Source organism: Acidihalobacter aeolianus, from assembly GCF_001753165.1.
GTDB classification, from domain to species: Bacteria; Pseudomonadota; Gammaproteobacteria; order DSM-5130; family Acidihalobacteraceae; genus Acidihalobacter; species Acidihalobacter aeolianus.
Window position 1 is genome coordinate 2,222,547 of record NZ_CP017448.1, and the last position, 24,273, is coordinate 2,246,819.

Here is a 24,273-nt window from a genome sequence, read left to right on the forward strand (position 1 = left end):
AACAAACCAGTGTTAGATCTTGCTTGCGTCCGCATCGGCATCATCGGCCTGGGTTATGTCGGTCTGCCGCTTGCGGTCGAATTCGGCCGTCACTACCCGACCGTCGGCCTGGACATCAAACCCGAACGTATCGCCGAGCTGCAACGCGGCAAGGACAGCACCCTGGAGGTCGAGCCGGAAGAACTCGCCGCCAGCACGCAACTGAGCTTCTCCTGCCAACCGGAGGATCTGCGGGGTTGCAACGTCTATATCGTTACCGTGCCGACCCCGATCGACCGCCACAAGCGCCCCGACCTGTCGCCGCTCGAATCCGCCAGCCGCACGGTCGGGAACCTCCTGGCACCCGGCGACGTGGTGATCTACGAATCCACGGTCTATCCCGGCGCCACGGAGGAAGTTTGTGTCCCCATCCTGGAAGCGGTTTCCGGCCTGCGCTTCAATAACGACTTCTACGCTGGCTACAGCCCCGAGCGCATCAACCCGGGCGACAAGGCACATCGCGTGACCACCATCCGCAAGGTCACCTCGGGCTCGACCCCGGAAACCGCGGGATTCGTCGATGCCCTCTATGCCAGCATCATCACAGCGGGCACCCATTGTGCACCCAGCATCCGCGTGGCGGAGGCGGCCAAGGTGATCGAAAACACCCAGCGCGACGTGAACATTGCCCTGATCAACGAGCTCGCCGTGCTGTTCAACCGCCTCGACATCGACACCCAGGCGGTACTCGAGGCTGCCGGCACCAAGTGGAACTTCCTGCCCTTCCGTCCCGGCCTGGTAGGCGGCCACTGCATCGGTGTGGACCCCTACTACCTGACCCACAAGGCCCAGGAAGTCGGGCATCACCCGGCGATCATCCTCGCCGGCCGCCGGATCAACGACGGCATGGGCGCCTACGTCGCCGAGCGAGTGCTCAAACTGATGACCCAGCGCAAGCTGCACGTGGTGGGTGCTCGGATACTGATCCTGGGACTGACCTTCAAGGAAAACTGCCCGGATTTGCGCAACACGCGGGTGATCGACGTGATCGAGGCCTTCCGCGACTTCCATGCCCAGGTCGATGTCTACGACCCGTGGGTCGACGCGGACGAATCCATGCATGAATACGGCATACGGCCTATCGATGCACCTGTGACCGGCACCTACGATGCGGTGATCCTGGCTGTTGCCCATGACGAGTTCCTCGCCGAAGGAGCGACCCCCATCCGAGATTACGGACACGCCGATGCAGTCGTGTTCGACGTCAAATCCGTCCTGCCTCGAGACAGCGTCGACGGCAGGCTATAAAACGCACGGGAGATACCATGCGCGTACTCATCACCGGCTCGGCCGGCTTCATCGGATCCGCCCTCGCCATGCGCCTGCTGGCACGCGGCGACGAGGTCATCGGCATCGACAATCTGAACGACTATTACGATGTCCAGCTTAAAGAGGCCCGCCTCGCGCGGGTCAAGGCGCTGCCCGGCTTCGTAGAGGAGCGTATCGACATCGCCGACCGCGAGGCCGTCGCCGCCACGTTCGCCCGCCACTGTCCTCACCGCGTGGTCAACCTCGCCGCACAAGCCGGCGTGCGCTACTCGCTGATCAATCCGCACGCCTATGTGGACACCAACCTGGTCGGCTTCGTCAACATCCTCGAAGGCTGTCGACACAACGGTGTCGAGCATCTGGTCTTCGCCTCCTCCAGTTCGGTCTATGGCGCCAACACGCACATGCCGTTTTCGGTCCACGACAACGTCGATCACCCGGTCAGTCTCTACGCCGCGAGCAAGAAGGCGAACGAGCTGATGGCGCATACCTACAGCCACCTCTATGATTTGCCGGTGACCGGACTGCGCTTCTTCACCGTATACGGCCCCTGGGGGCGACCGGACATGGCCCTGTTCATGTTCACGCGCAAGATCCTGGCCGGCGAGCCCATCGACGTCTTCAACTATGGCCACCACCGACGCGACTTCACTTACATCGACGATATCGTCGAAGGTGTGATCCGTACCCTGGATCATGTCGCCAAACCCAATCCGGAATGGTCCGGCGATGCCCCCGATCCCGCCACCAGCCGGGCTCCGTACCGTCTGTACAACATCGGCAACAATCAGCCAATCGAACTGCTGCACTATATCGAGGTATTGGAAGACTGCCTGGGGCGCAAGGCGGAAAAGAACCTGCTACCGCTACAGCCCGGTGACGTACCGGACACCTATGCGGATGTCGATCAACTGATTGAGGATGTGGACTACAAGCCACAGACGCCAGTGGAAATCGGGATCAGACGCTTCGTCGAATGGTATCGGGAATACCACGGGGTTTGACGAAACTCAGACGCTGCCTATCTCGTAGAACACCAGATCAGCAGCACTGATATCAGTGGCACTACCCAAACGGATGACCCCGCGGCCACGCAACGGGGTCTCTTCAGCCGTGACGCGAGTGTCCCCAAGCTCGCCTTCCCGGCGAACAAAGGTGCCATTACGGCTGGTGTCGACCAGCAGGTAACCATCCTCCAACGCCAAGATCACCGCGTGGTAACGTGATGCCAAAGGGCTGTCTACGGCCACATCATTGCTGCGGTGACGTCCCAAGCGCAGCTGACCTTGACGCAGCACGACTTCCCGCCCGCGGTAGCGCAGCCTCAGAACACTGGGCCGCCTCGCCAAAGCAAGCCGGCGGTCGACCACTCGCCTACGGTTGCACACCACCTCCCGGCCATCACTGTCGCGAAAAGGGTAGCGAACCTCGGTATCCCACTGCCGTCGTTCTTGACGGCGCCTTTCATTGTTCACGACCTGCCCCTCTACCGACAAACCGCAAAGCCTCGCTTATGAAGCATCCTGTGCACACCATAATAGCCTTTTACGAACCCGCACGCCCATCACCAGATGTCTGCTGATGATCTCAATCAGCGAGCAGTGGCCTGAGGATACATCGTGGTATCAACCGATCCTCGCTGCAATATCCGCTGATAAAGGGCGAGCAGGCGGGTTGTCATTTCATCAGCCTGCCAGTGTTCGACCAGACTGCGTGAGATCACCATCCAGCGGGCACGTAGATCGACGTCCAATAGCCTACGCATGCGCAGCACCAAGCCATCGATATCCCTGGCCGAGCAGACAAAACCATTCTCTCCGTCCCGGATGATGTCGACCGCGCCGCAACTATCACTGACCACAACGGGCAACCCGCTGGCCAGTGCCTCGAGCACGACATTCGGGAAGGGGTCGTACAGCGTCGGCAGGACAAACGCATCGGCCATGCCATAGAACGGTGCTGTATCAACCTGAGGGCCGGCGAACTTGACCCTTTCCGCGACACCCAGGGTGTGTGCAAGCCGCCGGTAGCGGCGAACCGCGCGATCCTTGCCCACGACTACGAGATAACAATGTTTGGGCAACGAGGCCAGGGCATGTATGGCCGAACTCAGTCCTTTACGTTCGAAACCAGAGCCCACGAAGAGGTACACCATCGCAGTCTCCGGCACCCCCAACAGCTCGCGCTGAGCGCGTCGATGTTGGGCACGTAGCAAAGGCGTGAAGCGAACGAGATCAACGGCATTGTATATGACTGCGATACACTCCTCGGGCAGACCGAAGCAAGACATGATCTCGTCACGCACCATCTGGGAATTACAGATTACTGCCTTGAGTCTGGAACTGGCGAACAACCGCTTTTCAGCGTTGAGGACATAATGGTGATAGGGATTGAGCCATTGACCAAGACGCGTGCGCCAGCCACCCGCCGCCGCTCGTCGACGTAACCAGATACGGTGGACGCCATCGCCGGCACGATAGATGTCGCAGCAAGCCAATCTTTCATGCGACTGGACGAGGTCGAAGCCACGCTGTTCAACCACACGACAGGCGGCTCGCGCAAAGGCCCAATCTCGCCAAAGACGGCCGATGTGGAATGGATTGACAGCAATCAACTCCACTCCGGGCTGATGCTCCCATCTGCGCGTGATGACGGACAGACGCGCACCGCGAGCCGCAAGAGCATCGAGCGCGCTGGCCACGAAGCGCTCCGCCCCACCAAAACGTGTATAACGCTGGCGGATCAGGACGATTCGAGATGATCTGGGTAGGCTCATAGGCCACCGTCCGCGAAACCGCAAGACAGGAACTCAACGGCCATCTAGCTATCGCCCTGAGCGACAATCTCGATGCCCCGCAATGTTTCTCCCCCCGCAAAGCGACGCCGTAATGCTTCACCGTCGGACACCAGATCAGCCAGCGTCACGGCATCCAAAACCCCGAAGAACGCGGCCCTGGCCTGCGCCAGGGCATCCACCAGACCGCACACACCGAGAATCGAGCAGGCCGGGTTACGGCAATCGATCAACGTCGTCCCGGGTTCCGTATCGCGCACCACGTTGCCAATACGGATTTCGGACGGGGATCTCGCCAGGCGCATGCCACCACCCTTGCCGCGCAGCGTAGTGACGTAGCCCAGGCGCGCAAGCCGGTTGACGATCTTGGCCAGATGATTGCGCGCCACGTGCAACTGCGCGGCCAATTCGTCAATGGTGACGAGCCGCTCCTGCATGGCGCCCAAGTACATCAGAACGCGTAAGGAGAAATCGGTATGTTGAGTAAGGTGCATGGCCCGACAACATCAAGTTGACGAGGAAGTATAACGCGCCTGCGCACGGAGGCGAACGCTAGGCGATGGCGCCCCCTGCGGGCAGAAAGGCATCGACATAGATATCGCTTAGCCCAGCACCTGCGAGATAGGCCCGTTTGCGCATCCGGTTGACCAATTCCGGAGACCCGCAAAAATAGCTCCGCCAACCCTTCAACGCGGGATGCGCACCGAATCCGATATCGTCCACCCTGCCGACCGCGCACGCCCTTCCGACTTCACCCTCAATAACGCAAGGCAGGTATTCCAGATTCGGGTACCGTTCCGCCAGTGCATGCAGCTCGTCGACGAGATACAGATCCGCCTTGCTGCGCGCACCGTGATAAAGATGGATCGGCCCGGAGTGACCACTGGCCAGGGCATCGCAGACAATGCCGTAAAGCGGGGCCAGCCCGGTTCCCGTACCGATCAGTAGTATCGGCTGATCCGGATTGCCGGGCATATAGAAGCAGCTGCCGTGCGGCCCTTGAATACGCATCGATTCACCGACCACGGCATGAGACCTCAGCCAATCGCTCATCGCACCACCGGGTATATGCCGAACATGCAATTCAAGCGTGTCCCCTGGGGCGCTAGCGCAACCTGCCAGGGAATAACTACGCCGGAGTCCGTCCTCCCGAACCAGATTGATGAACTGCCCGGAGCGGTGTGGGAATGTGCTCTCAGGCGCCACACGGACGCGCATCACACTGGAATTGAGCATCTCCACGCCAGCCAAACGTACCGATGTTTCACCCATGGCCACTTCACCCGCAAGCACCACATCGAGGTCGCTTTCGGGTCGACACTGACAAGCCAGAAAATAGTTTTGCGCCTTCAGCGTATCTTTCAGTCCGGCCTGGGCCACGGGCGGGACATGTCCCGCCCGCGCCTGCATCAGGCAGCTTTGACACACCCCGCTGCGACAGGCGTTCGGGATTTCCACCCCTGCTCCTTCCAGCGTCTCCAGCACGCTGGCGCCCGAATGCACCGAATAATCGGTGCCGGCATAATGAATCTTCGCCATCAGCGGTAGCCTGCCTTCTCGTCTAAAGGATCGATCAACCTCAGCGATTAAGCACGTCGTTGCGTACGGACTCGGCGGTCGCCGCGACTTGGGCGATCAGATCTTCCGGTACATTCAATTCGCGCAGCGACTCACCCAGCAGTTCGATGATCACGTCTACGTGGGTATCGTTGAGCCCACGCTCCACCAGGCGTTTGTGGCCTTCGCGCATATCATGGCCGGTATAGTTGTGAGGTCCGCCGAAGGCCATGGTCAAAAAGGCCTTTTGCTTTGCTGCCTGCCTCTCCATGTCCGTGTCGTCGAAGAACCCGTTGACCCGATCATCCGCCAATACCTTTCGGTAGAAGATGTCCACTGCCGCATCCACTGCCTTGTCTCCGCCCAGCTGTTCGTAAAGGCTGCTCATGCTCGTATGCTCCTCAAGGGTTGTTTACCAAAAAGATGCATCGAAGATACATGTTTAATTCCAGGCAAGCAACACCTTCTTTTACCCATAGCTCTGATCTGAAAACAGGCTGGGATAATGAGGCTAGAGGGGGCGTTGGTGTACCAAACTCACACCCGCCGCTCAGTCACGCCGCCGGCGGCACCGGCGGCGTGGAATCGTTGCAGGTCAGCTGTCCCCGCGGCGCACGCCGACGAAACCGAGCCAGGTTAAAAAGCCGAGGATCAAGGTCAGCATGCCGGTACCGACTGCACCGGTGGTCAAACCGGTCGTGGCAAGCACGCCCGTCGCAATGGCAAGGCCGATGATCAGTAGCAGAACGAGTACCGTACTCACGAGTGGCATCGAAATCTCTCCTTAGAGCTTGATGGGTTAAGACCCGGAGCCGTCACATGAACATGCATGCCGGGCCCGGCCGTCTTGGCGGCCTCGAAAAGTTATGTCCGGTCTCCCGGACGAACAATATGGACTCTCTATGCGCGGATAAGTTTCATGGACATGAAATTCCGGGGGAACAAATACGACATGCATTTGCCTATATTCGTGGATGCTTAAACGTCATCCGCCGCCCGAGGCCCTAGTGAAGCACAGCGCGCCTCACCAGCGATTTCAGGCACGTTAACATTAACAGCACGTTCAGCACGTTCAGTACCAATACATCCTCGCGGCGACATCTCCACCTATCCGACAACCCACAGGAGGCACGACATGGCTGAATCAGAAGCAGCGGATCTGGTGATCATCATGATCACCGGCCCGGAAAACCCCAAACGACTGCCCTCGGCCTTTTTCCTGGCTTCCACCGCGGCCGCGATGGAGCAGAACGTCATCATGTATTTCACCGGCCCCGCCACCGAATTGCTGAAGAAAGGGGTCGCTGAGTCGATTCACCCGCTCGAGGGCGGTAACAGCATTGCGGATTTCATGAAGCTTGCCGAAGACAACGGCGTGCGTGTGATCGGTTGTGCGCAATCGCTTGATCTGAATGGCATGACAGTGGAAGATCTGGCCAAGAGCCTACCGCTGATGACGCCCAGCCAGGCCCTTCCCGCCCTGGGCCAAGCGGGCCGCGTACTGACCTGGTAACAGCAGGTTGCTCCGAACCCGGTCGTGCGAGCTGCGATAGTCTGCCGACCGGGCGTCGGGATTCAACCGCCCGCCACACTCCGTGCTGCGAAACGAGCCGCCATCGCGTCTACCAGTGGGCGCATGAAATATCGGTCCTCGGGCACCACATCGACATGCACACCGCGATTACCCAGCAGGTCTGCCACCACCGGCCCCACTGCGGCGATCAGCATGCCCGACAACGCCTGTCTCAGCGCAGGTTCCCGTCCGTGCTGCTGAGCCACGCCAAGCAAACGACTGACCTGAGGCTGACTGGTGAAGGCAATGGCATCCACCTTACCCACGGCCAGGGTATCGATCAGATCGATCACGCGAGCGTCATCCATCTCGCTGGCATAGATGTAGGGCGCCACTGGCATCGGCTCGAGACCGTGCGTGCGCAGCGTCTGCTGCAAGGGCAGATTCGGCTCGCTGCCGTAAAGCTGCACCGCGACTCGACGCGTCGTGAACTCCAGCGTGGGCAGCAGATCGATCACACCCTGCGTAGTCGGCACCGGACTAACCACATCGCTGGAAAGGCCGATCTCGCGCAGGGCACGTCCCGGCTTGGGTCCGCGCGCAATCTTGCGGACCGCGGCCAGCTTGCCCTCGAAGGCCGGCCTAAGGTAATGGCGTTCCGCCGCGCCCAGCAGGCGCGACACGCCCTCTCCGGTCAACAGGATGATGTCACTGACCTCATCGTCCTCGATGAAATGCTTCAGCCAGTTACACACAGAAGTCTGATCCGGTGTATCGAGGATAGACACCAATGGACAGCGGATCACCTCCGCCCCGCGCCGTTCCAGCAACCCCGCCAGCACATCGAGCTGGCGGGCTTCGGGCAACGCAACGCAACGGCCGTCGAAACCACCGAAGGAAACCGATTCCGTCATCTACAGATACCTCGTCGTGTTTGCAGGAAGGATCGGCGGCAATCAGTCACACCGATGCGCACGTTCCCTCCAGACCGTGTCTGGAACATAGACACAACGGTCTCGAAATTCGTTGCATAGTGAAACACCAATACGGCATATCACCGCTAGTCTCCGTGATTGATACGCCACTTACTCAGGCCACCTCGCTACGCGGCGTTGCAACGACATCGGCGCTGCAGGGCGGCGCATCGAACATGGCATTGCCGGGCACAGCGCCCTGATACCACTCCAGGCGTGCACGCAGCGAAACGACCTCACCCACGATCAGCAGGCTGGGCGAGCCCGCTTCCGCGCACCGCGCCGGCAAAGTTCCCAGAAAACCTGCGTGCACGCGTTGCCCAGGCGTGGTCCCCTGTTCCACCAGCGCGGCCGGCGTGTCTGCGGAAAGACCATTGGCAATCAACCGCTGACAGATCTCGGGCAGGTTCGCGAGCCCCATGTAGAACACCAGCGTCTGCCCCGGCGCGGCGAGCCCGGCCCAGTCCAGGCTCAGCCGGTCGTCGCGCGTGTGGCCGGTGACGAAACGTACGCTGGTCGCGCAGTCGCGATGGGTCAGCGGGATGCCGGCGTACGCGGCGCAGCCGCTCGCCGCGGTGATCCCGGGGACGACCTGAAACGGAATACCCGCCGCAGCCAGCCGTTCGATTTCCTCGCCGCCGCGCCCGAAAATGAAGGGATCCCCACCCTTGAGCCGCAGCACGCGCTTGCCCTCGCCGGCCAGACGCACCAGAAGCTGGCTGATCTCCTCCTGCGGCATGGCGTGGTCCCGCGCGCGCTTGCCGACGAAAACCCGCTCCGCCTCGCGGCGCGCCAGGGCCAGGATTCCGGGGCCTACCAGTCGGTCGTAGACGATCACGTCGGCCCGCTGCAGGAGGCGCAGGGCCTTGAGGGTCAGCAATTCCGGGTCGCCCGGCCCTGCGCCGACCAGCCAGACCTCCCCGCCCTGGATCGCACTACCCGCCTCGGCGGCATCGAGCGCCGCGGCAAGCCCTGCCGCCGCGCCCGAAATATCGCCGCTCAGCGCACGCGTTGCCGGCGCGCCCTCGAGCACATCCTCCCAGAACCGTCGGCGCGAGAGCGGCGAATTCAGTCGGCGCTTGACCTCGCCGCGCCATGCGCCGAGCAACGTCGCGAGGCGCCCCCAGGTATGCGGCACCAGGGTCTCCAGCCGGCTTTTCAGGTGGCGCGCAAGCACCGGCGCGTTGCCGCCGGTAGACACGGCAATGGTGACCGGATCGCGGTCGACGACGGCCGGCAGCACGAAGCTGCACAGGGCCGGTTGATCGGCCACGTTGACCGGCAGATTGCGTGTCCGCGCCGCGGCATAGACGCGGCGGTTCACGCCGACATCGTCGGTGGCGGCGATCACCAGCATGCGCCCGGCCAGGTGTCGCGCGGCAAATCGCTCGGGCAGCCAGGAGACCCGCTCGGCCACGTGCAGGGCGCGCAATTCGTCGCTGGCCTCCGGGGCGACCAGGGTCACCCGGGCACCCGCTTCCAGCAGCAGGCAGGCCTTGCGCACCGCCACCGGGCCACCGCCCACCACCAGGCAGTCGCGCCCCTTCACGTCCATGAAAATCGGCAAATGTCGCATGCTTTTCCTCCGTCTCGACTCAGGCGCTGTGCTGCGCCTGAGCCAGAATCTCGCGTAGTTCGGGGATGCACGAACCGCAATTGGTACCCGCGCGCAGGGCCTCTCCGATCGCCTCCACGCTGGTGAGTCCTTGCTCGTCGATGGCCTCGACGAGCGTATTGAAACCGACGCCGAAGCAGGAACAGACCGGCCGCCCGGCCACCTGCATGCCCGTCGACGGCCGGCCGGCGAGCAGGCTCATGCGCGCGACGTCGTCGAGATAGTCCTCCGCAAACATCTGCCCTAGCCAGCTGCGCTCAGGAAGATTGCCTGGGGCCACGAAGAACACGAGTTCCAGACGTCCGTCGCGCAGTCGGGCACAGCGATAGCGCCCGGCCGCGGGGTCCGCGTACTCCATCCATTCGCCGGGGCCGAGCAGATGCGCCTGAACCCACCGCCCCCAGTCCTCCGGTTCCTCTTCGCCGGCCAGTTCGTAACGATGAAAACCCCGGCTGGGGATATGCACCCGGTAGTCTCCCAGTGCGATTTCCAGCGGCGACCGGCTGAGCAGGAAACCCGTCCAGTCCGGCCGGAACGGCTCCACGCGGACCGGGGCGTGCTTGAATTCCGGCTGTCCCGAAACCGGGTCGGTGACCGCTGCGGTCAGCACGTTGGCACGCGCATCGCGCGCATAGGTCTCGCTCCAGTGCATGGGCACGAACACCGAACCCGGCCGTTGCGCGGCATCCAGCTTCACCCGCGCCAGCATGCCGCCATGCGGACTGCTCAGCCGCGCCAGCCCGCCCTCGGCGAGATGCCAGAGATCCGCGTCCAGGGGATGGATCTGCACGAAGGGTTCGGGCATGTGCGTGGTCAGCCGCGGGGTCCGCGCGGTGCGCGTCATGGTGTGCCACTGATCGCGGATGCGGCCGGTATTCAGCACCAGGGGGTATTCGTCTCCGGCGGGTACCGCGGGCGGCCGCGGGGCGACCGGCAGCAGAAGCGCACGCCCGTCGGCGGTCGCGAAACATCCATCCGCGAACAGGCGCGTCGTACCTGAAGGCGTTGCCGGCGTTACCGGCCACTGCACGGGCGCCAGGGCGTCGTAGGCCGCATCGTCCAGATCCGCCAGTGCGCCGATGTCGAATAGGCGTGCGCCGCCGTTTTCGAACCCGGATAAGGCCGCGTGTTCGCGAAAGATGTCGGCCGGCGAGCGAAAGGTGAAGGCATCGCCATGCCCCAGCCGGCGCGCGACCTCGGTCACGATCCACCAGTCGGGCCGGGCCTCGCCGGGTGGCGGCAGGAACGCACGCATGCGCGAGATGCGACGTTCGGAATTGGTCACCGTGCCGTCCTTCTCGCCCCAGGTTGCCGCGGGCAGCAGCACGTCGGCGCAGGCCACGGTATCGCTGCCGCGCACGCAATCGGAAACGATCACGTGTTCGCAGGCGGCAAGAGCAGCCCGCACGCGTTCGCCGTCGGGCAGGCTCACCACCGGATTGGTGGCCATGATCCACACTGCCTTGATCCGTCCGTCCGCCACCGCTTCGAACAGATCGACGGCCTTGAAGCCTGGCGTCGCCGCGACCGCCGGCACGCCCCAGAAGCGCGCCAGGCGGTCGCGAGCGTCCGCATCCTCGATGTCCATGTGCGCGGCGAGCTGATTGGCCAACCCCCCGACCTCGCGTCCGCCCATTGCATTGGGCTGACCGGTCAGAGAAAACGGCCCCATGCCCGGGCGGCCGATGCGTCCTGTGGCCAGATGGCAGTTGATCAGCGCCACCCCCTTGTCCACGCCGCTGCTGGACTGGTTGAGTCCCTGCGACCACAGGGTCACGGTTTTCTCGGTGTGCAGGAACAGGCGAAAGAATTCCGCAACCTGCGCCGCCGGCAGCTCGCAGGCGGCGGCCACGGCAGGGATCGAGGGCGCTGCGGCGCGCGCCGCGGCAAGCGCGTCGTCCAGCCCCTGCGTATGCGCATCCAGGAACGCCCGGTTCAGACCGTCCTCCCTGGCCAGGAAGCTCAGCAGCCCGTCGAACAGCCAGGCGTCGCTGCCCGGGCGCAGTGCGAGGTGCAGGTCGGCGATGTCGCACGTCGGCGTGCGGCGCGGGTCGACGACCACCACGCGCAGCTCCGGCCGACGGCGCTTCTCCGCCGCCACGCGCTGATACAGCACCGGATGGGTCCACGCGGCGTTCGAACCGACGAACACCAGCAGATCGGCCTGCTCCAGATCCTCGTAGCTGCAGGGCACCGCGTCCTCGCCCAGCGTCCGCTTGTAGGCGGCCACCGCCGAGGACATGCACAGCCGCGAGTTGGTATCGATGTTGGCCGCCCCGATGAAGCCCTTCATCAGCTTGTTGGCGACGTAATAGTCCTCGGTCAGCAGCTGGCCGGAGACGTAGAAGGCCACGGCCTGCGGTCCGTGGGTCTCGATCACGCTGCGCAGGCGCCCGGCCACCTCGCCGAGAGCGGCCTCCCAGCTCACCGGGGTCCCGCCGATTTCCGGGCGCAGCAGGCGGTCGGCCTCGCCCAGGGTTTCGCCCAGTGCCGCGCCCTTGGAACAGACCCGTCCGCGGTTGGCCGGATGCGCGACATCCGGCGTCACTGCAGCCCGCCCATCGCCCGGCTCGACGCGCAGGCCGCAACCGACGCCGCAATAGGGGCAGACGGTGGACGTCTCAGCCATGGCTCGCGACCTGCGCGTCAGCCAGCTCAAGCCAGATCGTCCCTTCCTCGACGCGCGTGGCGAAACACGCCGTGGCGCCCACGTCGGGCGCCGCCGCCTCGCCGCTGTCGAGGGCGATCTGCCAGTTGTGCAAGGGGCATGTCACACGTCTGCCGTGCACGATACCCTGCGACAGCGGCCCGCCCTTATGCGGGCAGCGGTCGCGCAGGGCGAACACCGCATCCTCGGCGTTGCGGAACACGGCGATATCGCCCTCGGCCGCGCGCACGATGCGTGCGCCGAGGCGCGGGATATCCTCCAGCCGTCCGATCTCGATCCAGGCCATCACACCACCTCCTTGAGCGGGACGAACTCGTGTCGGTCGCGACCTTCCGCACGCTCCTGCCAGGGATCGATCTGCGCGAACCGCTGTGAATACATGAACCGTTCGTAGAGCCCGGCGCGTACCACGGCATCCTCCACCACCACGCGCTTGACGTAGGACACGCCGACCCGCTCCAGCCAGGGGGCGGTACGCTCCAGATAACGCGCATCCTCGCGGTAGAACTGGATGAAGGCCGCGGTGTATTCGAGCACCTCCTCGGGCGTGCGCACCTTGCACAGGAAATCGGTCGAACGCACCTTGGTGCCGCCGTTGCCGCCGACGTGCAGTTCGTAGCCGGAATCCACGCACACCACGCCGAGGTCCTTGACGTTGGATTCGGCGCAGTTGCGCGGGCAGCCGGAAACCCCAATCTTGAATTTGTGCGGCATCCACGAACCCCAGGTCAGCTTCTCCAGATCGATGCCGAGGCCGGTCGAGTCCTGCGTGCCGAAGCGGCACCACTCCGAACCGACGCAGGTCTTCACAGTGCGCAGGGCCTTGGCATAGGCGTGCCCGGAGACGAAGCCGGCACGCGTGAGATCGCCCCACATGGCCGGCAGGTCCTCCTTCTTCACCCCCAGCAGGTCGAGCCGCTGGCCACCGGTGAACTTGACCGTGGGTACCTGATACTTCTCGGCCACCTCGGCGATGGCGCGCAGCTCCGCGGGCGTGGTCACCCCGCCCCAGATGCGCGGCACCACCGAATAGGTGCCGTCCTTCTGAATGTTGGCGTGGGCGCGCTCGTTGATGTAGCGCGACTGGTAGTCGTCCACGTACTCGCCCGGCCAGGCGCACAGCAAGTAGTAGTTGAGCGCGGGGCGGCAAACATGGCAGCCGCTGTCGTTGTTCCACTGCATCGCGACGAACACCGCCGGCATGTCCTTGAGACCCTGCTTGCGGATCGCCTCGCGCACCTCGTCGTGGGTGTGCTCGGTGCAGCCGCACAGGGGCTTGCGCGAGGGCGCGGTGGAGTAGTCGCCGCCGACGGTGGCGGCGAGGATGTTCTCCACTAGGCCGGTGCAGGAACCGCAGGAATTGCTCGCCTTGGTGTGCAGGCGCACATCCTCCAGCGTGAACAGCTTCTTGCTGGTGATCGCCTGCACGATCTCGCCCTTGCACACGCCGTTGCAGCCGCAGATCTCGGCATTGTCCGGCAGACTGGCGATGCGCGACTCCTCGTCGCCATGGCCGGTGTCGCCGATGTGTGCCTGGCCGAACAGCAGGTTCTCGCGGATATCCGAAACGTCGGCGCCGTCGCGCATCAGCTGGAAGTACCACGGCCCGTCGAGGGTGTCGCCGTACATCACCGCGCCCTCGATGCGGTTGTCCTTGAGCACCAGCTTGCGATAGATGCCGCGTGCGGCATCCTGGAACACCATTTCCTCGCAGTCCTCGTCGCCGTTGAAGCGACCGGCGGAGAACAGGTCGATGCCGGTCACCTTGAGCTTGGTCGAGGTCATCGAGCCGCGGTACTGGGCGATGCCGTATTCGGCCAGATGGTTGGCGCAGACCTTGGCCTGCTCGAACAGGGGAGCGACCAGGCCGTATACGCTGCCGCGATGCTGCACGCACTCGCCGACCGCGTAGATGCTGGGATCGAAGGTCTGCAGCGTGTCGTTGACCAGGATGCCGCGCTCGCAGTAGAGCCCGGCCTCCTGGGCCAGCGCGACATTGGGCCGGATGCCGACGGCCATCACCACGAGGTCGGCCTCGAGCTCGCCGCCGTCCTGGAAGCGCACCCCGGTGACGTGCTCATCGCCGAGGATCTCGGTGGACTGCGCACCCAGGCGGAACTGCAGCCCGCGGCTTTCCAGCGCGCGCGCCAGCAGACCGGCGGCCGCAGCGTCGAGCTGACGCTCCATGAGGATGTCGGTGATGTGCACCACGGTTACCGACATGCCCTGCTTGAGCAACCCGTTGGCCGCCTCCAGTCCGAGCAGTCCGCCGCCGATCACCACCGCGTGACGCCCGCTGTGTGCGGCCGCGAGCATGGCGTCGACGTCCTGGATGTCGCGGAAGGCGACCACGCCGCGCTTGTCGTGACCCGGCAGCGGGATGATGAACGGCTTGGAGCCGATGGCCAGGATCAGGCGGTCGTAAGCCGCCTCGGTGCCGTCCTCGGCTATCACGCGACGGCGCACGCGGTCGATGCGCGCGATCCGCTTGCCCTTGTGCAGGGTGATGCCGTGGTCGCGATACCAGGCGTCGTCGTTGAGGATGATGTCGTCGATGCGCTTCTCGCCGGCCAGGACCGGTGACAGCATGATGCGGTTGTAATTGCCGTAGGGTTCGTCGCCGAACACGGTGATGTCGTACATGTCCGGGGCGAGCTTGAGCAATTCCTCAAGCGTCCGCACGCCCGCCATGCCGTTGCCGACCAGTACCAGTTTCTGCTTGCCAGTCATCTCGATTCTCCCAATCAGGAAGTGCCTTCCCCAGCGCTGTCGACCATGCGGGCCGCGCGCGAGGAACGGGGGCGATTCAAATGTCTCAGGGTATCCAGCAGCACGCGGTGCTGGGCGATGGCGAAGGACTCCAGATAGCCCACCGGGTCCTGCGGATCGAAGCGGCTGCCGTCATAAAAGGCGTCCGCGCCCATGAGCAGCGACTCGGGTGTCGCTTGCGCGAGCTGCCATTCGCCGGCGTGCAGGCCTTCGGGCTTGTAGTCGATGAGCGGACAGGCCCAGCCGAGCGCCTCGGCCGCCTCGCGGTAGTACTCCGGACGGTAGGCCGCCGCCGCGATGGCTTCCAGATCGTGCGCCGCCTCGACCTGGCCCCAGCGGTAGAGCTGCAGCTCGAACCAGAGCGCGTGCGAGCGCCAGGGAAACATCGCCGCATAGCGATGGAACACATTGAAGTCCGGCTGCGCCACCGGCGCTGCGCCCGGGTCGAACACCAGTTCGCCGTGCAGCGGCAGATCCAGCAGGGGTTGTTTGATGCCGACGTACTCCGGTCTTGCGAGCAGCGCCGCCGCTTCGCCGCGATGAGCCGGATCGTCCAGCCACTCGCCGGCGCGCATGATCGCGCGCACCAGCGCCCGCAAGGTGTGCGGGTGCCGGTCGGCCCATTCCTGGGTGGCGCCCAGCACCTTCTCCGGCTTGTGCCGCCAGAGCTGGTCGCTGGTGATCGCGATATGCCCGTGCCCGCCCTGTACGGCAAGGCTGTTCCAGGGCTCGCCGACGCAGAAGCCGTCGATTTCGCCGGCGCGCAGGCGTGCGACCATTTGCGGCGGCGGAATGACCACGATGCGGATGTCGCGGTCGGGATCGATGCCAGCCGCGGCCAGCCAGTAGCGCAGCTCGTAGTTGTGGCTGGAGACCGGGTACACCACCGCGAAGGTCAACGGCGGCGCTCCGACGTCCCGATCCGCACCGATGACCTGGCGCAGCGCATCCGCCGTACGGGGACGCTGCGCCAGCTCGTCGCCGGAAACCTCTTGCATGCGCGCGAACAGACGCCGGGACAGCGTGATGGCGTTGCCGCCCAGCCCCAGGCTCAGCGCGGCGACCAACGGACGCCGCACGGCGGTGATGCCGAGCTGGCTGGCCACCGGCATGCCGGCCAGCATCTGCGCACCGTCCAGCGCGCCCATCATGACCTTGTCGCGGATATTCGCCCACGAAGGCTCGCGCGAAAGCGTGACGTCGAGGCGTTCGTCGGCGAACAGACCGAGCTCGCTGGCCACGACCAGCGGCGCACAGTCGGTCAGCGGCACGAAGCCCAGCGTCAGTTCGCGTTGTTCCAATTCGCTGCCGGGCCGTTTCCCGAGTTTGAGCCGGGAACGCCCGCCCGCAGTGTTTTCAGCCATGCCTAACACTCCATTCGGACCAAAAAAAGGCGTCGCAGCGTTTCGTGCACTGGACACGAACGCGACGACGCCTTTGTCGATAGTTTCTGCGCTGAACCTTCGGGGGCCCGCCGTTGGGCGCCTGAAGGCGTATGCTCAAATCTTGAATCTAATGAAGCACATCGCATGCCAGTCTTGGGTACGGCACAACCCGTGTTTGCACGACTCGGAAGGCCCGTCCTCGCCCGACATCACGCACCGCAGTGGTGCGCCCATTGCGAGCGCGCACCGCGACGACGCGTGTGCTTCAGTGTTTGCCCGGAAAGCCTCCCAGGCCGTGAAACGCCATGTACAGCGAATAGGCGCTCACTGCGATGGCGATGAACATCTCAAAGAACATGAAGGCCACGCCGTACTTGTACCAGGGCTCGTGCGATTTCACTTGCGTATCGTTGCCATGCATGTCGGATTCTCCCTAAAGCGGCATCAGTTACGCCGCCTGCAATGTGTGTTGCCCGCCGTCCGTCTGGGCGACGGGCATGCTCCAATCAGGCCTTCTCGACCACCGTTTCACCGCGTGGCTTGAGCCAGTTCTCACCGATGCCGTGGTCCTCCGGGTGGTGCTCGTAGCGAGCCGCCCAGAAATAGAACAGCGTGAAGGGGATGAACATGAACAGGGCGATGTAGAGGTAGCCCATGTGGATGTTGCCCACGTGCGCAAACACCAGCGGGTAGACGATGCCGCCCGCGGTCGACACACCGCCGATGAAGCCCGCCGCGACGCCCGGGCGATCGGGGAACAGCAAGGGCACGAGCGCGAAGGTGCCGCCGGTGCCAAAGCTCACGAAGATGCCGAAGGCGACCAGCACCATCACCGACAGCGGCAGCGAATTCATCAGGCCTGCGACCGTGAATGCCACCATCGACAGCGTGATCAGCAGCAGCGAGATGGCCAGCCAGTGCAGCCGCGGCGCATAAGGCAGGGTGCGTGCAATCATCGGCAGCGGCGTCCAGCCGCGACGCTGGAACAGGTCGGACATGAAGCCCGAGAACGGCCGGAACAGCGAGGCGGTGAACGACTGCACGGCGGCGAAGGTGCCCGCCGCAATCTGCACGCCGGCGATGCTGGTGAAGCCGAGGGCGAGGATCGCCTCGTGGAAACCGCGCGTGAAGTAGCCGGGCAGCCAGGCGTTCATCGCGATTTCCAGGCCGAAGGACATGGCGTAGGCCAGCATCAGGGCGATGGCGATATAGCGCGTCCAGACAAAAACCGTGCCCCTAAAATCGGCGGACTGACGCGCGGTGGCGCGCACCTTTTCGTGCTTGGCGGCTTCGCCGCGAAGCAGATACCAGGCCGCGATGCCGAGCGCGATCACGCCCAGCCAGAGGAAGGCCGCCTGGTAGTCGAGACCGAAAATGCGCGGCAACAGCAACGCCCCGACGCCGGCACCGACGTTGCCCGTTCCCGCATACAGCCCCTCGGCAGTACCGATCTCGTCCGGCTCGAACCACTGTGCCACGTGCTGGATACCGACCACGAAGGACACGCCCGCGATGGCCACGATCACCCGCTCGATGAACAGGATGTCGTAGTCGGTGGTATAGGCCGAGGCGATGGAAACCAGGCCGCAGACCGCCAGAATCGTCGCGAAGGTACGCGGCGCGCCAAAGCGATCTGCCGCCCAGCCGGCGACGATGCGGCCTATCGGGGCCATCCAGATGGCCGAACTGGCCAGCAGGCCGAGCGCCGCCAGGCTGAGGTTGTAGTGGTTGGCGATACTCGGGCTGAAGGCAGCCGTCGAGAACCACATCAGAAAGCACCAGAAAAAGCCGACGGTCGCGATGACCAGTTGTTCAACCTTGTGCGTTTTCATGCATCCTCCGAAAACATCCAATCCCAGCGGCGCTGACACGCGCTGAAGACCCGGCCCGCCCTACCGCAGCTCGATGTTCCGGGGACCCGTTTCCCCACACCGGTTAGCGGTCGATGGCGGCGCAAAAAAAAACGGCGCCGCCCGGACGAAATAAAGCTTCGTCCGGGTGACGCCGTTGTCCTGTTTGAGGGTCAGCTTTGACTCTCGATTGTGCCGGGCCATCGTTGGCCAAGCCATGCTTGAGCCGAGTTAAAGCAAAAGATGTACCAAGGCCATGAAAAAACAAAAACTATATGAAAAACAATCTGGTAAATATATTCCCCACGAAAACCATCCCGGGCAGACCGTGCTACTTTGGTGCAGGCGTGCGCATCACGCCCACTGGCAGTGCATGTCAACCGAGCAATTCTGCCGCGGCCAGCAACATCCTCGCGACGTCGCCCAGCTTTTGGTTGCGGTCCATGGCGAGCTTGCGTAGGGCCGAATAGGCATCCTCTTCCGAGAGCCCCTTCTGGCGCATCAACACGCCCTTCGCCTTGTCGATGTCGCGCCGGTCGGCCAGCTTGTTGCGGGTCAGATCCAGTTCGTTGCGCAGGGCCTGATATTCGCGAAAACGTGCGATGGCCACGTCCATGATCGGCCGGATGCGACTGGGATTGAGCCCATCCACCACATAGGCGCTGACGCCGGCGCGCACCGCCTCCTCGATGGTCGCACCGTCGCTCTGCGCAGCGAACATGATGACCGGCCGGGGCTGTTCGCGGTTGATCAGGCGCATGGATTCGAGGGTGTCGCGGTCGGGGATATCCATGTCGACGAACACGACGTCGGGCTGCAGCTCCTGCACGCGCTTGAACACGTCATCCCCGTCGGACAGGCGCGCGACGACCTCGCAGCCCTGATCCTTGAGCGCCTGCTCGAGGATCGCGGCACGTCCGGCTGACTTGTCGAACAGCATTACACGCAAACGGCCGCGTTGATTCATGCCCGAGCCCCTCCAAGGGAAATCCAGTTCGCATTCGCGACACGCCGGTGTGACGTGAGGTCCATCGGCGCATCGTCACGCCGGCATTTACCCAAACACCAAGCAAGGTTCAAGCCACGCCGCCTGGCAAAGGCTAGAGAGGCATTGAAAAGACCTCGATGTTGGATTTCTCTGCATCCATCGACAAGTACTCGCGCGCGCCATGAGGAATGCCTATGATTTGCGCGCCCTTCACCCCCTGCGTCAGGAGCGCACCCCCATGCCCAGCGAAGGCTTTCACGTCCACGGCGCCCACGAACACGAAGTCGAGCACCGCGCCCATCACGAGGGTCCCGGACTCGCGCAGTACGTCGCGATTTTCACCGCGATACTCGCCACCCTCGGCGCAATCGTCAGCTACCACGTCAGCGCCACCCAGAACGAGGCGATGATGCTCAAGAACGAGGCCGTGCTGCAGTCGACCAAGGCCTCGGACCAGTGGAACTACTACGAGGCCAAGAGCACGAAGGGCCACCTCATGGAATTGGCTGCCGACATCGTCGGCGGCGACAAGCAGGCCTTCTACCGCGAACAGATCAGCAAATACAACAAACAAAAGGAGGCCATCAAGGCCGAGGCCGAGGCCCTGGATGCCAAATCCCACGCCGCCGACGCAAAAAGCCTGGCACTGATGCGCCCCCTGCATCTGTCGGAGCAGTCGATCAGCCTAATCCAGATCGCGATCTCGCTGGCGTCCATCACCGCCCTCACCCGTCGGCGCTGGTTGTTCTACCTTGCCGGTGCCGCAGCACTGGGCGGTGCCGGTCTGGCCGGACTATCCCTCTTCTGAACATTCATGCCCTGCCGAGTCCGCTGGGCCGCCCATGGATGCAGACAAAAAAAATCCCGCACATCCATGTGCGGGATTGACTAGGAGGAAAGTATCGAATTTCCGCCGTTACGCGGCCAGTCGCGCAACGGCGGGGTCATTATGACCGCCGCGCATGACACCCTCATTGCACCGCGCGTTCCGACTCAGCCAAGCAGCTTGAGCACCGCATTTTCGAGGCGGTGTGGCGCGGTCTGCGGCGCGTGTCGGCTGTGTACGTGTCCCTCACGGTCGATCAGGAACTTGGTGAAATTCCAGCGGATGGGCGGCTTACCGAACCACCCCGGGGCCGCCGTCTTGAGCACCTTGAACAGCGTATGTGCATCGGGTCCGTTCACCTGCGTCTTGGCGAACATCGGAAAACTCACCGCATAGCGCGTCGCACAGAAGCTCACGATCTCCGCCTCGCTCCCTGGTTCCTGATGAACGAACTGATCGCAGGGAAAACCAAGCACTGTCAGCCCGGCGTCGACATGCCGACGATACAGCGCCTCCAGCCCGGCGTACTGCGGGGTGAACAGACATCGGCTCGCCACATTGACGATCAGCAGCACCCGCCCGCGATAGGCTTCCAGGCTGGTCGCCCGACCCTCGATGGTCGTCAATGGAATCTCATACAGCATCGCCGCACCCGGACTTTTCCCGCGATCATAAACGAGCATTGCCGCATCAGGTCAGGGCTCGCGCACTCGACAGCGCACGTTCGCGGGGGCAACATCCGCGAAATACCTATAACTAAACGGCAATACCATGTCCAAACCGCCTGCGACCATACCGTCCGACCGATTTCCCATGCGCCTTGTCGCCGCACACCGGGTCACCCTTGCGATACAGGTCTGCGCCTGGGGTGCCGTACTGCTGCACGAACTCCACTGGCAGGATGGGTTGCTGCTGCTAGGGTTCAATCTCGCCGGCCTGTTCGCCCTGGTCCTGTGCCCGCGTTGTCGGTTGCTGGGGCCCAACCTCGTGCGCCTTGCCGAAGGCGATGCCGCAAGCGGCGCGGTCGCACTGACCTTCGATGACGGACCTGACCCCACGGTCACCCCGCAGGTGCTCGACATCCTCGACCGTTACGGTGCGCGTGCGAGCTTCTTCTGCATCGGCGAGCGTGCCGCGCGCCACCCCGAACTGATCCGCGAAATCCTCCACCGCGGGCACACCGTGGAAAACCACAGCCAGCGCCATGCCGTCGGCTTCGCCGCTTTTTCCAGCCGCGCACTCCAAGCGGACGTACTCGCCGCACAACAGGTACTCCAAACCACTGGCGCGACACCCCGCTATTTCCGCGCCCCCATGGGGTTTCGCAGTCCACTGCTAGCGGAGGTACTGCGGCGCGCCGACCTCACTCATGTGGCCTGGACCCGGCGCGGCTATGATCGCGTACTGCGTGATCCGCTGCGTATCTACGCGGCATTGACGCAGGGACTTGCCCCCGGCGACATCCTGCTGCTGCATGATTATGCTGGTCTCGACAGCCGCCCGGCGACAGTGCTTGAGGTACTCCCCAGACTGCTCGATTACCTGTCACAGCAGGAACTGCACGCGGTTGCACTGCCTCCACCGCACATACAGCATGCCGCCGAGGCATCCGGCACAGCCGCGTTGCGCAGCTAATTCCCTGCCCGCAAGCAACATGCTGTTTCCGCGCACCCAGGCATGCCATATGCTAGCCATCTCCGAGCACGTAGCGCCTGCGAGAAACCGCCTTGAGTCCCAACGATATGCCTCCCGGCACCCTGACGCCTACCGCCCTGACCGTGCGCGGCCTGCGCAAGACGTATGGCGAATTGGTTGCCGTCGACGGCGTCGATCTGGAGGTCCGGCACAACGAGATCGTTGGCCTGCTCGGACCCAACGGCGCCGGCAAGACCACCCTGATCAACATGATTCTCGGCATCCTCGAACCGAGTGCCGGCCACATCCTGATCGAAGGCGCCGATCTGGTCGCCGAGCGCCGGCAGGCACTTGAACAAACCAATTTCGCCGCGATCTACGCACCGCTACCCGGCAACATGACGGTCTACCAGAATCTGAGGGTCTTCGGGCTGCTCTACGGGGTCGAACATCTGCGTGCAAAACTCGAATCCCTGATCGAGGAATTCGACCTGCAGCGCTACCGCAACCAGAAATGCGGCGTTCTCTCCTCCGGCGAGCAGACCCGGGTCGCACTGGCCAAGGCCATGCTCAACGAACCCAAGCTGCTGCTGCTGGACGAACCCACGGCCTCGCTGGACCCTGCCAGTGCGCATGATATTCGCGCCCGGCTGCGCGCGTTTGCCGACCAACGCCACTGTGGCGTGCTGTGGACCTCGCACAACATGTACGAGGTGGCCGAGGTGTGCGACCGCGTGCTCTTCATCTCCCGCGGTCGCGTGCTGCTCGAGGGCAACCCACGCGACCTTCCCCGCACGCATGGCCGCGAAACCCTCGAGGATCTGTTCATTCACATCGCGCGCGAACCCCTGAGCTACGAGCGCGAAACCGCATGAGCCTGCAACGTGCGCCGCCGTCGCCCTGCGTCAGTTCTACATCATGCGCGGTAGCCCGGCGCGCATCCTGCCGATCTTCGTCTGGGTTGGCGTGGACATGCTGCTGTGGGGCTTTTTCACCCGTTATCTGAGCCAGATTTCGGGCAGCGGCATGAATTTCGTGCCGCGTCTGCTCGGCGCCGTACTGCTGTGGGACTTTTTCGTCCGCGTGATGATCGGCATGACCTCGGCCTTCTTCGAGTACATCTGGGCGCGCAACCTGATCAACGTCTTCGCCGCGCCGCTAAGCATTCCCGAATACATCTCCGGCCTGGTCCTCACCAGCATCGCGACCAGCCTCATGGGTCTGATCCTGATGATGCTCATGGCCAGCCTGTTCTTCGGACTATCGTTTTTCACCTACGGTCTGCTGTTCGTGCCGTTCCTCGCGATCCTGTTCCTGTTCGGCATTGCGCTCGGGATCTTCTGCAGCGCCCTGGTACTGCGCCTCGGCCCTGCCTCCGAATGGCTGATCTGGCCGATTCCGGCCATCATTTCACCCTTTGCCGGGGTCTTCTACCCGCTGAACACCCTGCCCGGCTGGATGCAGGCCATCGGTCACCTACTACCGCCTTCCTACGTCTTCGACGGCATCCGTGCGCTTTCCGCCGGCGCCGCTTTCCCTGCCTCCTCGCTGGCCTGGAGCCTGGGGCTGGTCACCCTCTACGTCATCGCAGCCGCAGGTTATTTCCAGCACGTATTCCGCCACGCCGTGCGCAGCGGACTGCTTGCGCGCTACCATGCTGAAACCGCCAACTAGGTATTTCCGCACCGGGGTGGATGATGGACGTCCGCTGCAAACGCATCTACGACCCACCCGATGGGAATGACGGCCAGCGCGTGCTGGTCGACCGCCTCTGGCCCCGCGGCATTGCCCGAAACAGGGCCGCGCTCGACCTCTGGCTGCGCGAGATCGCGCCTTCCGACGCATTGCGCCGCTGGTTCGCCCACTCCCCGGACCGCTATGCGGAGTTCGCCGCGCGCTACCGCGACGAACTGACCTCCCTCCCAGAAGAAACCGCACTGCTGCGGCGAATGGCCGCGGAAGGCAGATTGACGCTGCTGTATGCGGCACGCGACACCGAGCACAACAACGCCCATGTGCTCGCCGACTGGCTTAATGGCCTGTAGATCAGTGCTTGAAGATGCGCAGGGCGGTATCCGCCGCCCATGCGCACTTGCCTGCCTCAGGATTCCTGCGAGGTATCGGGCTTACCGAGAACTTCCTCGATCTGTCGGATTCGCACTTCCTCCTCGCGGCGAGAATGGCGGCTGAACCACCACAGCACGACCAGGAAACACGACCAGGGCACCAGAATATATGTCCCCATCCACCACCAGGCGGGCAGATCGACCGTATGCGGAATAATGAAATGTATCGTGGGAATATGCAGATGCGGTAAGGCATGCGAGTGGGCTGGAATATTCATCCTCTGTAAGCCTCGTGGTATCGGTGTAACTAGAAGCTTTTTCATCC

The 24,273-nt window shown here is 63.6% G+C and carries 25 protein-coding genes; 8 read left to right on the forward strand and 17 right to left on the reverse strand.

Translation table 11 applies throughout. The annotated features are described in order from the left end of the window. Nucleotides 1-9 precede the first annotated feature (9 nt). Together tviB and BJI67_RS10240 are read left to right on the forward strand one after the other, a co-directional pair. The gene (gene tviB / locus BJI67_RS10235; protein WP_070072937.1) at nucleotides 10-1,287 is read left to right on the forward strand and encodes a Vi polysaccharide biosynthesis UDP-N-acetylglucosamine C-6 dehydrogenase TviB; all 1,278 of its coding nucleotides are present in this window, start codon (nucleotides 10-12) and stop codon (nucleotides 1,285-1,287) included. A gap of 17 nt (nucleotides 1,288-1,304) precedes the next feature. Further along, nucleotides 1,305-2,312 carry an NAD-dependent epimerase gene (locus BJI67_RS10240; protein ID WP_070072938.1) on the forward strand — a complete coding sequence of 336 codons (1,008 nt, stop codon included), beginning with the start codon at nucleotides 1,305-1,307 and terminating at the stop codon, nucleotides 2,310-2,312. 6 nt (nucleotides 2,313-2,318) lie between these two features. Here BJI67_RS10240 and BJI67_RS16915 read toward each other — a convergent pair whose 3' ends face one another. The 6 genes from BJI67_RS16915 to BJI67_RS17445 form a co-directional block, all read right to left on the reverse strand. Continuing rightward, nucleotides 2,319-2,783, reverse strand: a complete 465-nt coding sequence (locus tag BJI67_RS16915; protein WP_197512993.1) for an FHA domain-containing protein — start codon at nucleotides 2,781-2,783, stop codon at nucleotides 2,319-2,321. A 116-nt stretch (nucleotides 2,784-2,899) separates the two neighbouring features. Next, the gene (locus tag BJI67_RS10250; protein ID WP_070072940.1) at nucleotides 2,900-4,084 is read right to left on the reverse strand and encodes a glycosyltransferase family 4 protein; all 1,185 of its coding nucleotides are present in this window, start codon (nucleotides 4,082-4,084) and stop codon (nucleotides 2,900-2,902) included. A gap of 44 nt (nucleotides 4,085-4,128) precedes the next feature. Continuing rightward, nucleotides 4,129-4,596 carry an Rrf2 family transcriptional regulator gene (locus tag BJI67_RS10255; protein ID WP_070072941.1) on the reverse strand — a complete coding sequence of 156 codons (468 nt, stop codon included), beginning with the start codon at nucleotides 4,594-4,596 and terminating at the stop codon, nucleotides 4,129-4,131. Between the two features lie 58 nt (nucleotides 4,597-4,654). Further along, nucleotides 4,655-5,641 carry a 2Fe-2S iron-sulfur cluster-binding protein gene (locus tag BJI67_RS10260; protein WP_070072942.1) on the reverse strand — a complete coding sequence of 329 codons (987 nt, stop codon included), beginning with the start codon at nucleotides 5,639-5,641 and terminating at the stop codon, nucleotides 4,655-4,657. 40 nt (nucleotides 5,642-5,681) lie between these two features. Then, nucleotides 5,682-6,047 (reverse strand): group I truncated hemoglobin, encoded by a 366-nt coding sequence (locus BJI67_RS10265; RefSeq protein WP_070072943.1) that lies wholly within the window; start codon nucleotides 6,045-6,047, stop codon nucleotides 5,682-5,684. Between the two features lie 207 nt (nucleotides 6,048-6,254). Beyond that, a complete protein-coding gene (locus tag BJI67_RS17445; RefSeq protein WP_156782104.1) occupies nucleotides 6,255-6,431 on the reverse strand; it encodes a hypothetical protein in 177 nt (58 codons plus the stop codon). A gap of 363 nt (nucleotides 6,432-6,794) precedes the next feature. Between BJI67_RS17445 and BJI67_RS10270 the strand changes: the two genes are divergently transcribed. Further along, a complete protein-coding gene (locus BJI67_RS10270; RefSeq protein ID WP_070072944.1) occupies nucleotides 6,795-7,172 on the forward strand; it encodes a DsrE family protein in 378 nt (125 codons plus the stop codon). 62 nt (nucleotides 7,173-7,234) lie between these two features. Here BJI67_RS10270 and BJI67_RS10275 read toward each other — a convergent pair whose 3' ends face one another. From BJI67_RS10275 to BJI67_RS10310, 9 genes are all read right to left on the reverse strand, one after another. Beyond that, complete coding sequence (locus BJI67_RS10275; protein WP_070072945.1) at nucleotides 7,235-8,086, reverse strand: uroporphyrinogen-III synthase; 852 nt, start codon at nucleotides 8,084-8,086, stop codon at nucleotides 7,235-7,237. Nucleotides 8,087-8,261: 175 nt separating this feature from the next. Continuing rightward, on the reverse strand, nucleotides 8,262-9,722 hold the full coding sequence (gene cysG / locus BJI67_RS10280) for a siroheme synthase CysG (RefSeq protein WP_083250803.1): 1,461 nt from the start codon (nucleotides 9,720-9,722) through the stop codon (nucleotides 8,262-8,264). Between the two features lie 19 nt (nucleotides 9,723-9,741). Next, complete coding sequence (locus tag BJI67_RS10285; protein ID WP_070072947.1) at nucleotides 9,742-12,390, reverse strand: nitrate reductase; 2,649 nt, start codon at nucleotides 12,388-12,390, stop codon at nucleotides 9,742-9,744. Next, nucleotides 12,383-12,715, reverse strand: coding sequence for a nitrite reductase small subunit NirD (gene nirD / locus BJI67_RS10290; RefSeq protein WP_070072948.1), 333 nt, complete (start codon nucleotides 12,713-12,715; stop codon nucleotides 12,383-12,385). The genes BJI67_RS10285 and nirD overlap by 8 nt, the downstream gene beginning before the upstream one ends. Continuing rightward, entirely contained in the window at nucleotides 12,715-15,159 is a 2,445-nt protein-coding gene (nirB, locus tag BJI67_RS10295; protein ID WP_070072949.1) for a nitrite reductase large subunit NirB, read from the reverse strand. The genes nirD and nirB overlap by 1 nt, the downstream gene beginning before the upstream one ends. A 14-nt stretch (nucleotides 15,160-15,173) precedes the next feature. Then, nucleotides 15,174-16,562, reverse strand: coding sequence for a CmpA/NrtA family ABC transporter substrate-binding protein (locus tag BJI67_RS10300; RefSeq protein WP_070072950.1), 1,389 nt, complete (start codon nucleotides 16,560-16,562; stop codon nucleotides 15,174-15,176). Between the two features lie 286 nt (nucleotides 16,563-16,848). Continuing rightward, nucleotides 16,849-17,004, reverse strand: coding sequence for a hypothetical protein (locus BJI67_RS17450; RefSeq protein ID WP_156782105.1), 156 nt, complete (start codon nucleotides 17,002-17,004; stop codon nucleotides 16,849-16,851). Between the two features lie 85 nt (nucleotides 17,005-17,089). Continuing rightward, nucleotides 17,090-18,415 (reverse strand): MFS transporter, encoded by a 1,326-nt coding sequence (locus BJI67_RS10305; RefSeq protein ID WP_070072951.1) that lies wholly within the window; start codon nucleotides 18,413-18,415, stop codon nucleotides 17,090-17,092. 394 nt (nucleotides 18,416-18,809) lie between these two features. Further along, nucleotides 18,810-19,400, reverse strand: coding sequence for an ANTAR domain-containing response regulator (locus BJI67_RS10310; RefSeq protein WP_070072952.1), 591 nt, complete (start codon nucleotides 19,398-19,400; stop codon nucleotides 18,810-18,812). 259 nt (nucleotides 19,401-19,659) lie between these two features. On the opposite strand from BJI67_RS10310, the gene BJI67_RS10315 reads away from it, so the two are divergent. Next, complete coding sequence (locus BJI67_RS10315) at nucleotides 19,660-20,229, forward strand: DUF4337 domain-containing protein (RefSeq protein ID WP_070074088.1); 570 nt, start codon at nucleotides 19,660-19,662, stop codon at nucleotides 20,227-20,229. Nucleotides 20,230-20,414: 185 nt separating this feature from the next. Here the strand turns inward: BJI67_RS10315 and BJI67_RS10320 are convergent, their stop codons facing one another. Continuing rightward, nucleotides 20,415-20,930: a glutathione peroxidase gene (locus tag BJI67_RS10320; RefSeq protein WP_269449601.1), complete on the reverse strand. Its 516-nt coding sequence runs from the start codon at nucleotides 20,928-20,930 to the stop codon at nucleotides 20,415-20,417. 88 nt (nucleotides 20,931-21,018) lie between these two features. Between BJI67_RS10320 and BJI67_RS10325 the strand changes: the two genes are divergently transcribed. From BJI67_RS10325 to BJI67_RS10340, 4 genes are all read left to right on the forward strand, one after another. Next, nucleotides 21,019-21,882 carry a polysaccharide deacetylase family protein gene (locus tag BJI67_RS10325; RefSeq protein WP_197512997.1) on the forward strand — a complete coding sequence of 288 codons (864 nt, stop codon included), beginning with the start codon at nucleotides 21,019-21,021 and terminating at the stop codon, nucleotides 21,880-21,882. 92 nt (nucleotides 21,883-21,974) lie between these two features. Beyond that, on the forward strand, nucleotides 21,975-22,757 hold the full coding sequence (locus BJI67_RS10330) for an ABC transporter ATP-binding protein (protein ID WP_197512999.1): 783 nt from the start codon (nucleotides 21,975-21,977) through the stop codon (nucleotides 22,755-22,757). A gap of 43 nt (nucleotides 22,758-22,800) precedes the next feature. Further along, a complete protein-coding gene (locus BJI67_RS10335) occupies nucleotides 22,801-23,556 on the forward strand; it encodes an ABC transporter permease (protein ID WP_070072955.1) in 756 nt (251 codons plus the stop codon). A gap of 23 nt (nucleotides 23,557-23,579) precedes the next feature. Beyond that, nucleotides 23,580-23,927, forward strand: a complete 348-nt coding sequence (locus BJI67_RS10340; RefSeq protein ID WP_197513001.1) for a DUF488 domain-containing protein — start codon at nucleotides 23,580-23,582, stop codon at nucleotides 23,925-23,927. 56 nt (nucleotides 23,928-23,983) lie between these two features. On the opposite strand, the gene BJI67_RS10345 is transcribed toward BJI67_RS10340, so the two are convergent. Continuing rightward, nucleotides 23,984-24,226 carry a hypothetical protein gene (locus BJI67_RS10345; RefSeq protein ID WP_070072957.1) on the reverse strand — a complete coding sequence of 81 codons (243 nt, stop codon included), beginning with the start codon at nucleotides 24,224-24,226 and terminating at the stop codon, nucleotides 23,984-23,986. Nucleotides 24,227-24,273: the final 47 nt, after the last annotated feature.

What these genes read in the sequence shown, in the direction of transcription:
- BJI67_RS17445 (WP_156782104.1), bottom strand. Translation starts at nt 6,431, where the DNA reads ATGCCACTCGTGAGTACGGTACTCGTTCTGCTACTGATCATCGGCCTT.
- BJI67_RS10260 (WP_070072942.1), bottom strand. Translation starts at nt 5,641, where the DNA reads ATGGCGAAGATTCATTATGCCGGCACCGATTATTCGGTGCATTCGGGC.
- nirB (WP_070072949.1), bottom strand. Translation starts at nt 15,159, where the DNA reads ATGACTGGCAAGCAGAAACTGGTACTGGTCGGCAACGGCATGGCGGGC.
- BJI67_RS10240 (WP_070072938.1), top strand. Translation starts at nt 1,305, where the DNA reads ATGCGCGTACTCATCACCGGCTCGGCCGGCTTCATCGGATCCGCCCTC.
- BJI67_RS10285 (WP_070072947.1), bottom strand. Translation starts at nt 12,390, where the DNA reads ATGGCTGAGACGTCCACCGTCTGCCCCTATTGCGGCGTCGGTTGCGGC.
- BJI67_RS10340 (WP_197513001.1), top strand. Translation starts at nt 23,580, where the DNA reads ATGGACGTCCGCTGCAAACGCATCTACGACCCACCCGATGGGAATGAC.
- BJI67_RS10250 (WP_070072940.1), bottom strand. Translation starts at nt 4,084, where the DNA reads ATGAGCCTACCCAGATCATCTCGAATCGTCCTGATCCGCCAGCGTTAT.
- BJI67_RS10310 (WP_070072952.1), bottom strand. Translation starts at nt 19,400, where the DNA reads ATGAATCAACGCGGCCGTTTGCGTGTAATGCTGTTCGACAAGTCAGCC.
- BJI67_RS10255 (WP_070072941.1), bottom strand. Translation starts at nt 4,596, where the DNA reads ATGCACCTTACTCAACATACCGATTTCTCCTTACGCGTTCTGATGTAC.
- BJI67_RS10325 (WP_197512997.1), top strand. Translation starts at nt 21,019, where the DNA reads ATGTCCAAACCGCCTGCGACCATACCGTCCGACCGATTTCCCATGCGC.
- BJI67_RS10320 (WP_269449601.1), bottom strand. Translation starts at nt 20,930, where the DNA reads ATGCTCGTTTATGATCGCGGGAAAAGTCCGGGTGCGGCGATGCTGTAT.
- BJI67_RS10315 (WP_070074088.1), top strand. Translation starts at nt 19,660, where the DNA reads ATGCCCAGCGAAGGCTTTCACGTCCACGGCGCCCACGAACACGAAGTC.
- BJI67_RS10335 (WP_070072955.1), top strand. Translation starts at nt 22,801, where the DNA reads ATGCGCGGTAGCCCGGCGCGCATCCTGCCGATCTTCGTCTGGGTTGGC.
- BJI67_RS10270 (WP_070072944.1), top strand. Translation starts at nt 6,795, where the DNA reads ATGGCTGAATCAGAAGCAGCGGATCTGGTGATCATCATGATCACCGGC.
- BJI67_RS10305 (WP_070072951.1), bottom strand. Translation starts at nt 18,415, where the DNA reads ATGAAAACGCACAAGGTTGAACAACTGGTCATCGCGACCGTCGGCTTT.
- BJI67_RS10300 (WP_070072950.1), bottom strand. Translation starts at nt 16,562, where the DNA reads ATGGCTGAAAACACTGCGGGCGGGCGTTCCCGGCTCAAACTCGGGAAA.
- BJI67_RS17450 (WP_156782105.1), bottom strand. Translation starts at nt 17,004, where the DNA reads ATGCATGGCAACGATACGCAAGTGAAATCGCACGAGCCCTGGTACAAG.
- cysG (WP_083250803.1), bottom strand. Translation starts at nt 9,722, where the DNA reads ATGCGACATTTGCCGATTTTCATGGACGTGAAGGGGCGCGACTGCCTG.
- nirD (WP_070072948.1), bottom strand. Translation starts at nt 12,715, where the DNA reads ATGGCCTGGATCGAGATCGGACGGCTGGAGGATATCCCGCGCCTCGGC.
- BJI67_RS10265 (WP_070072943.1), bottom strand. Translation starts at nt 6,047, where the DNA reads ATGAGCAGCCTTTACGAACAGCTGGGCGGAGACAAGGCAGTGGATGCG.
- BJI67_RS10345 (WP_070072957.1), bottom strand. Translation starts at nt 24,226, where the DNA reads ATGAATATTCCAGCCCACTCGCATGCCTTACCGCATCTGCATATTCCC.
- BJI67_RS10275 (WP_070072945.1), bottom strand. Translation starts at nt 8,086, where the DNA reads ATGACGGAATCGGTTTCCTTCGGTGGTTTCGACGGCCGTTGCGTTGCG.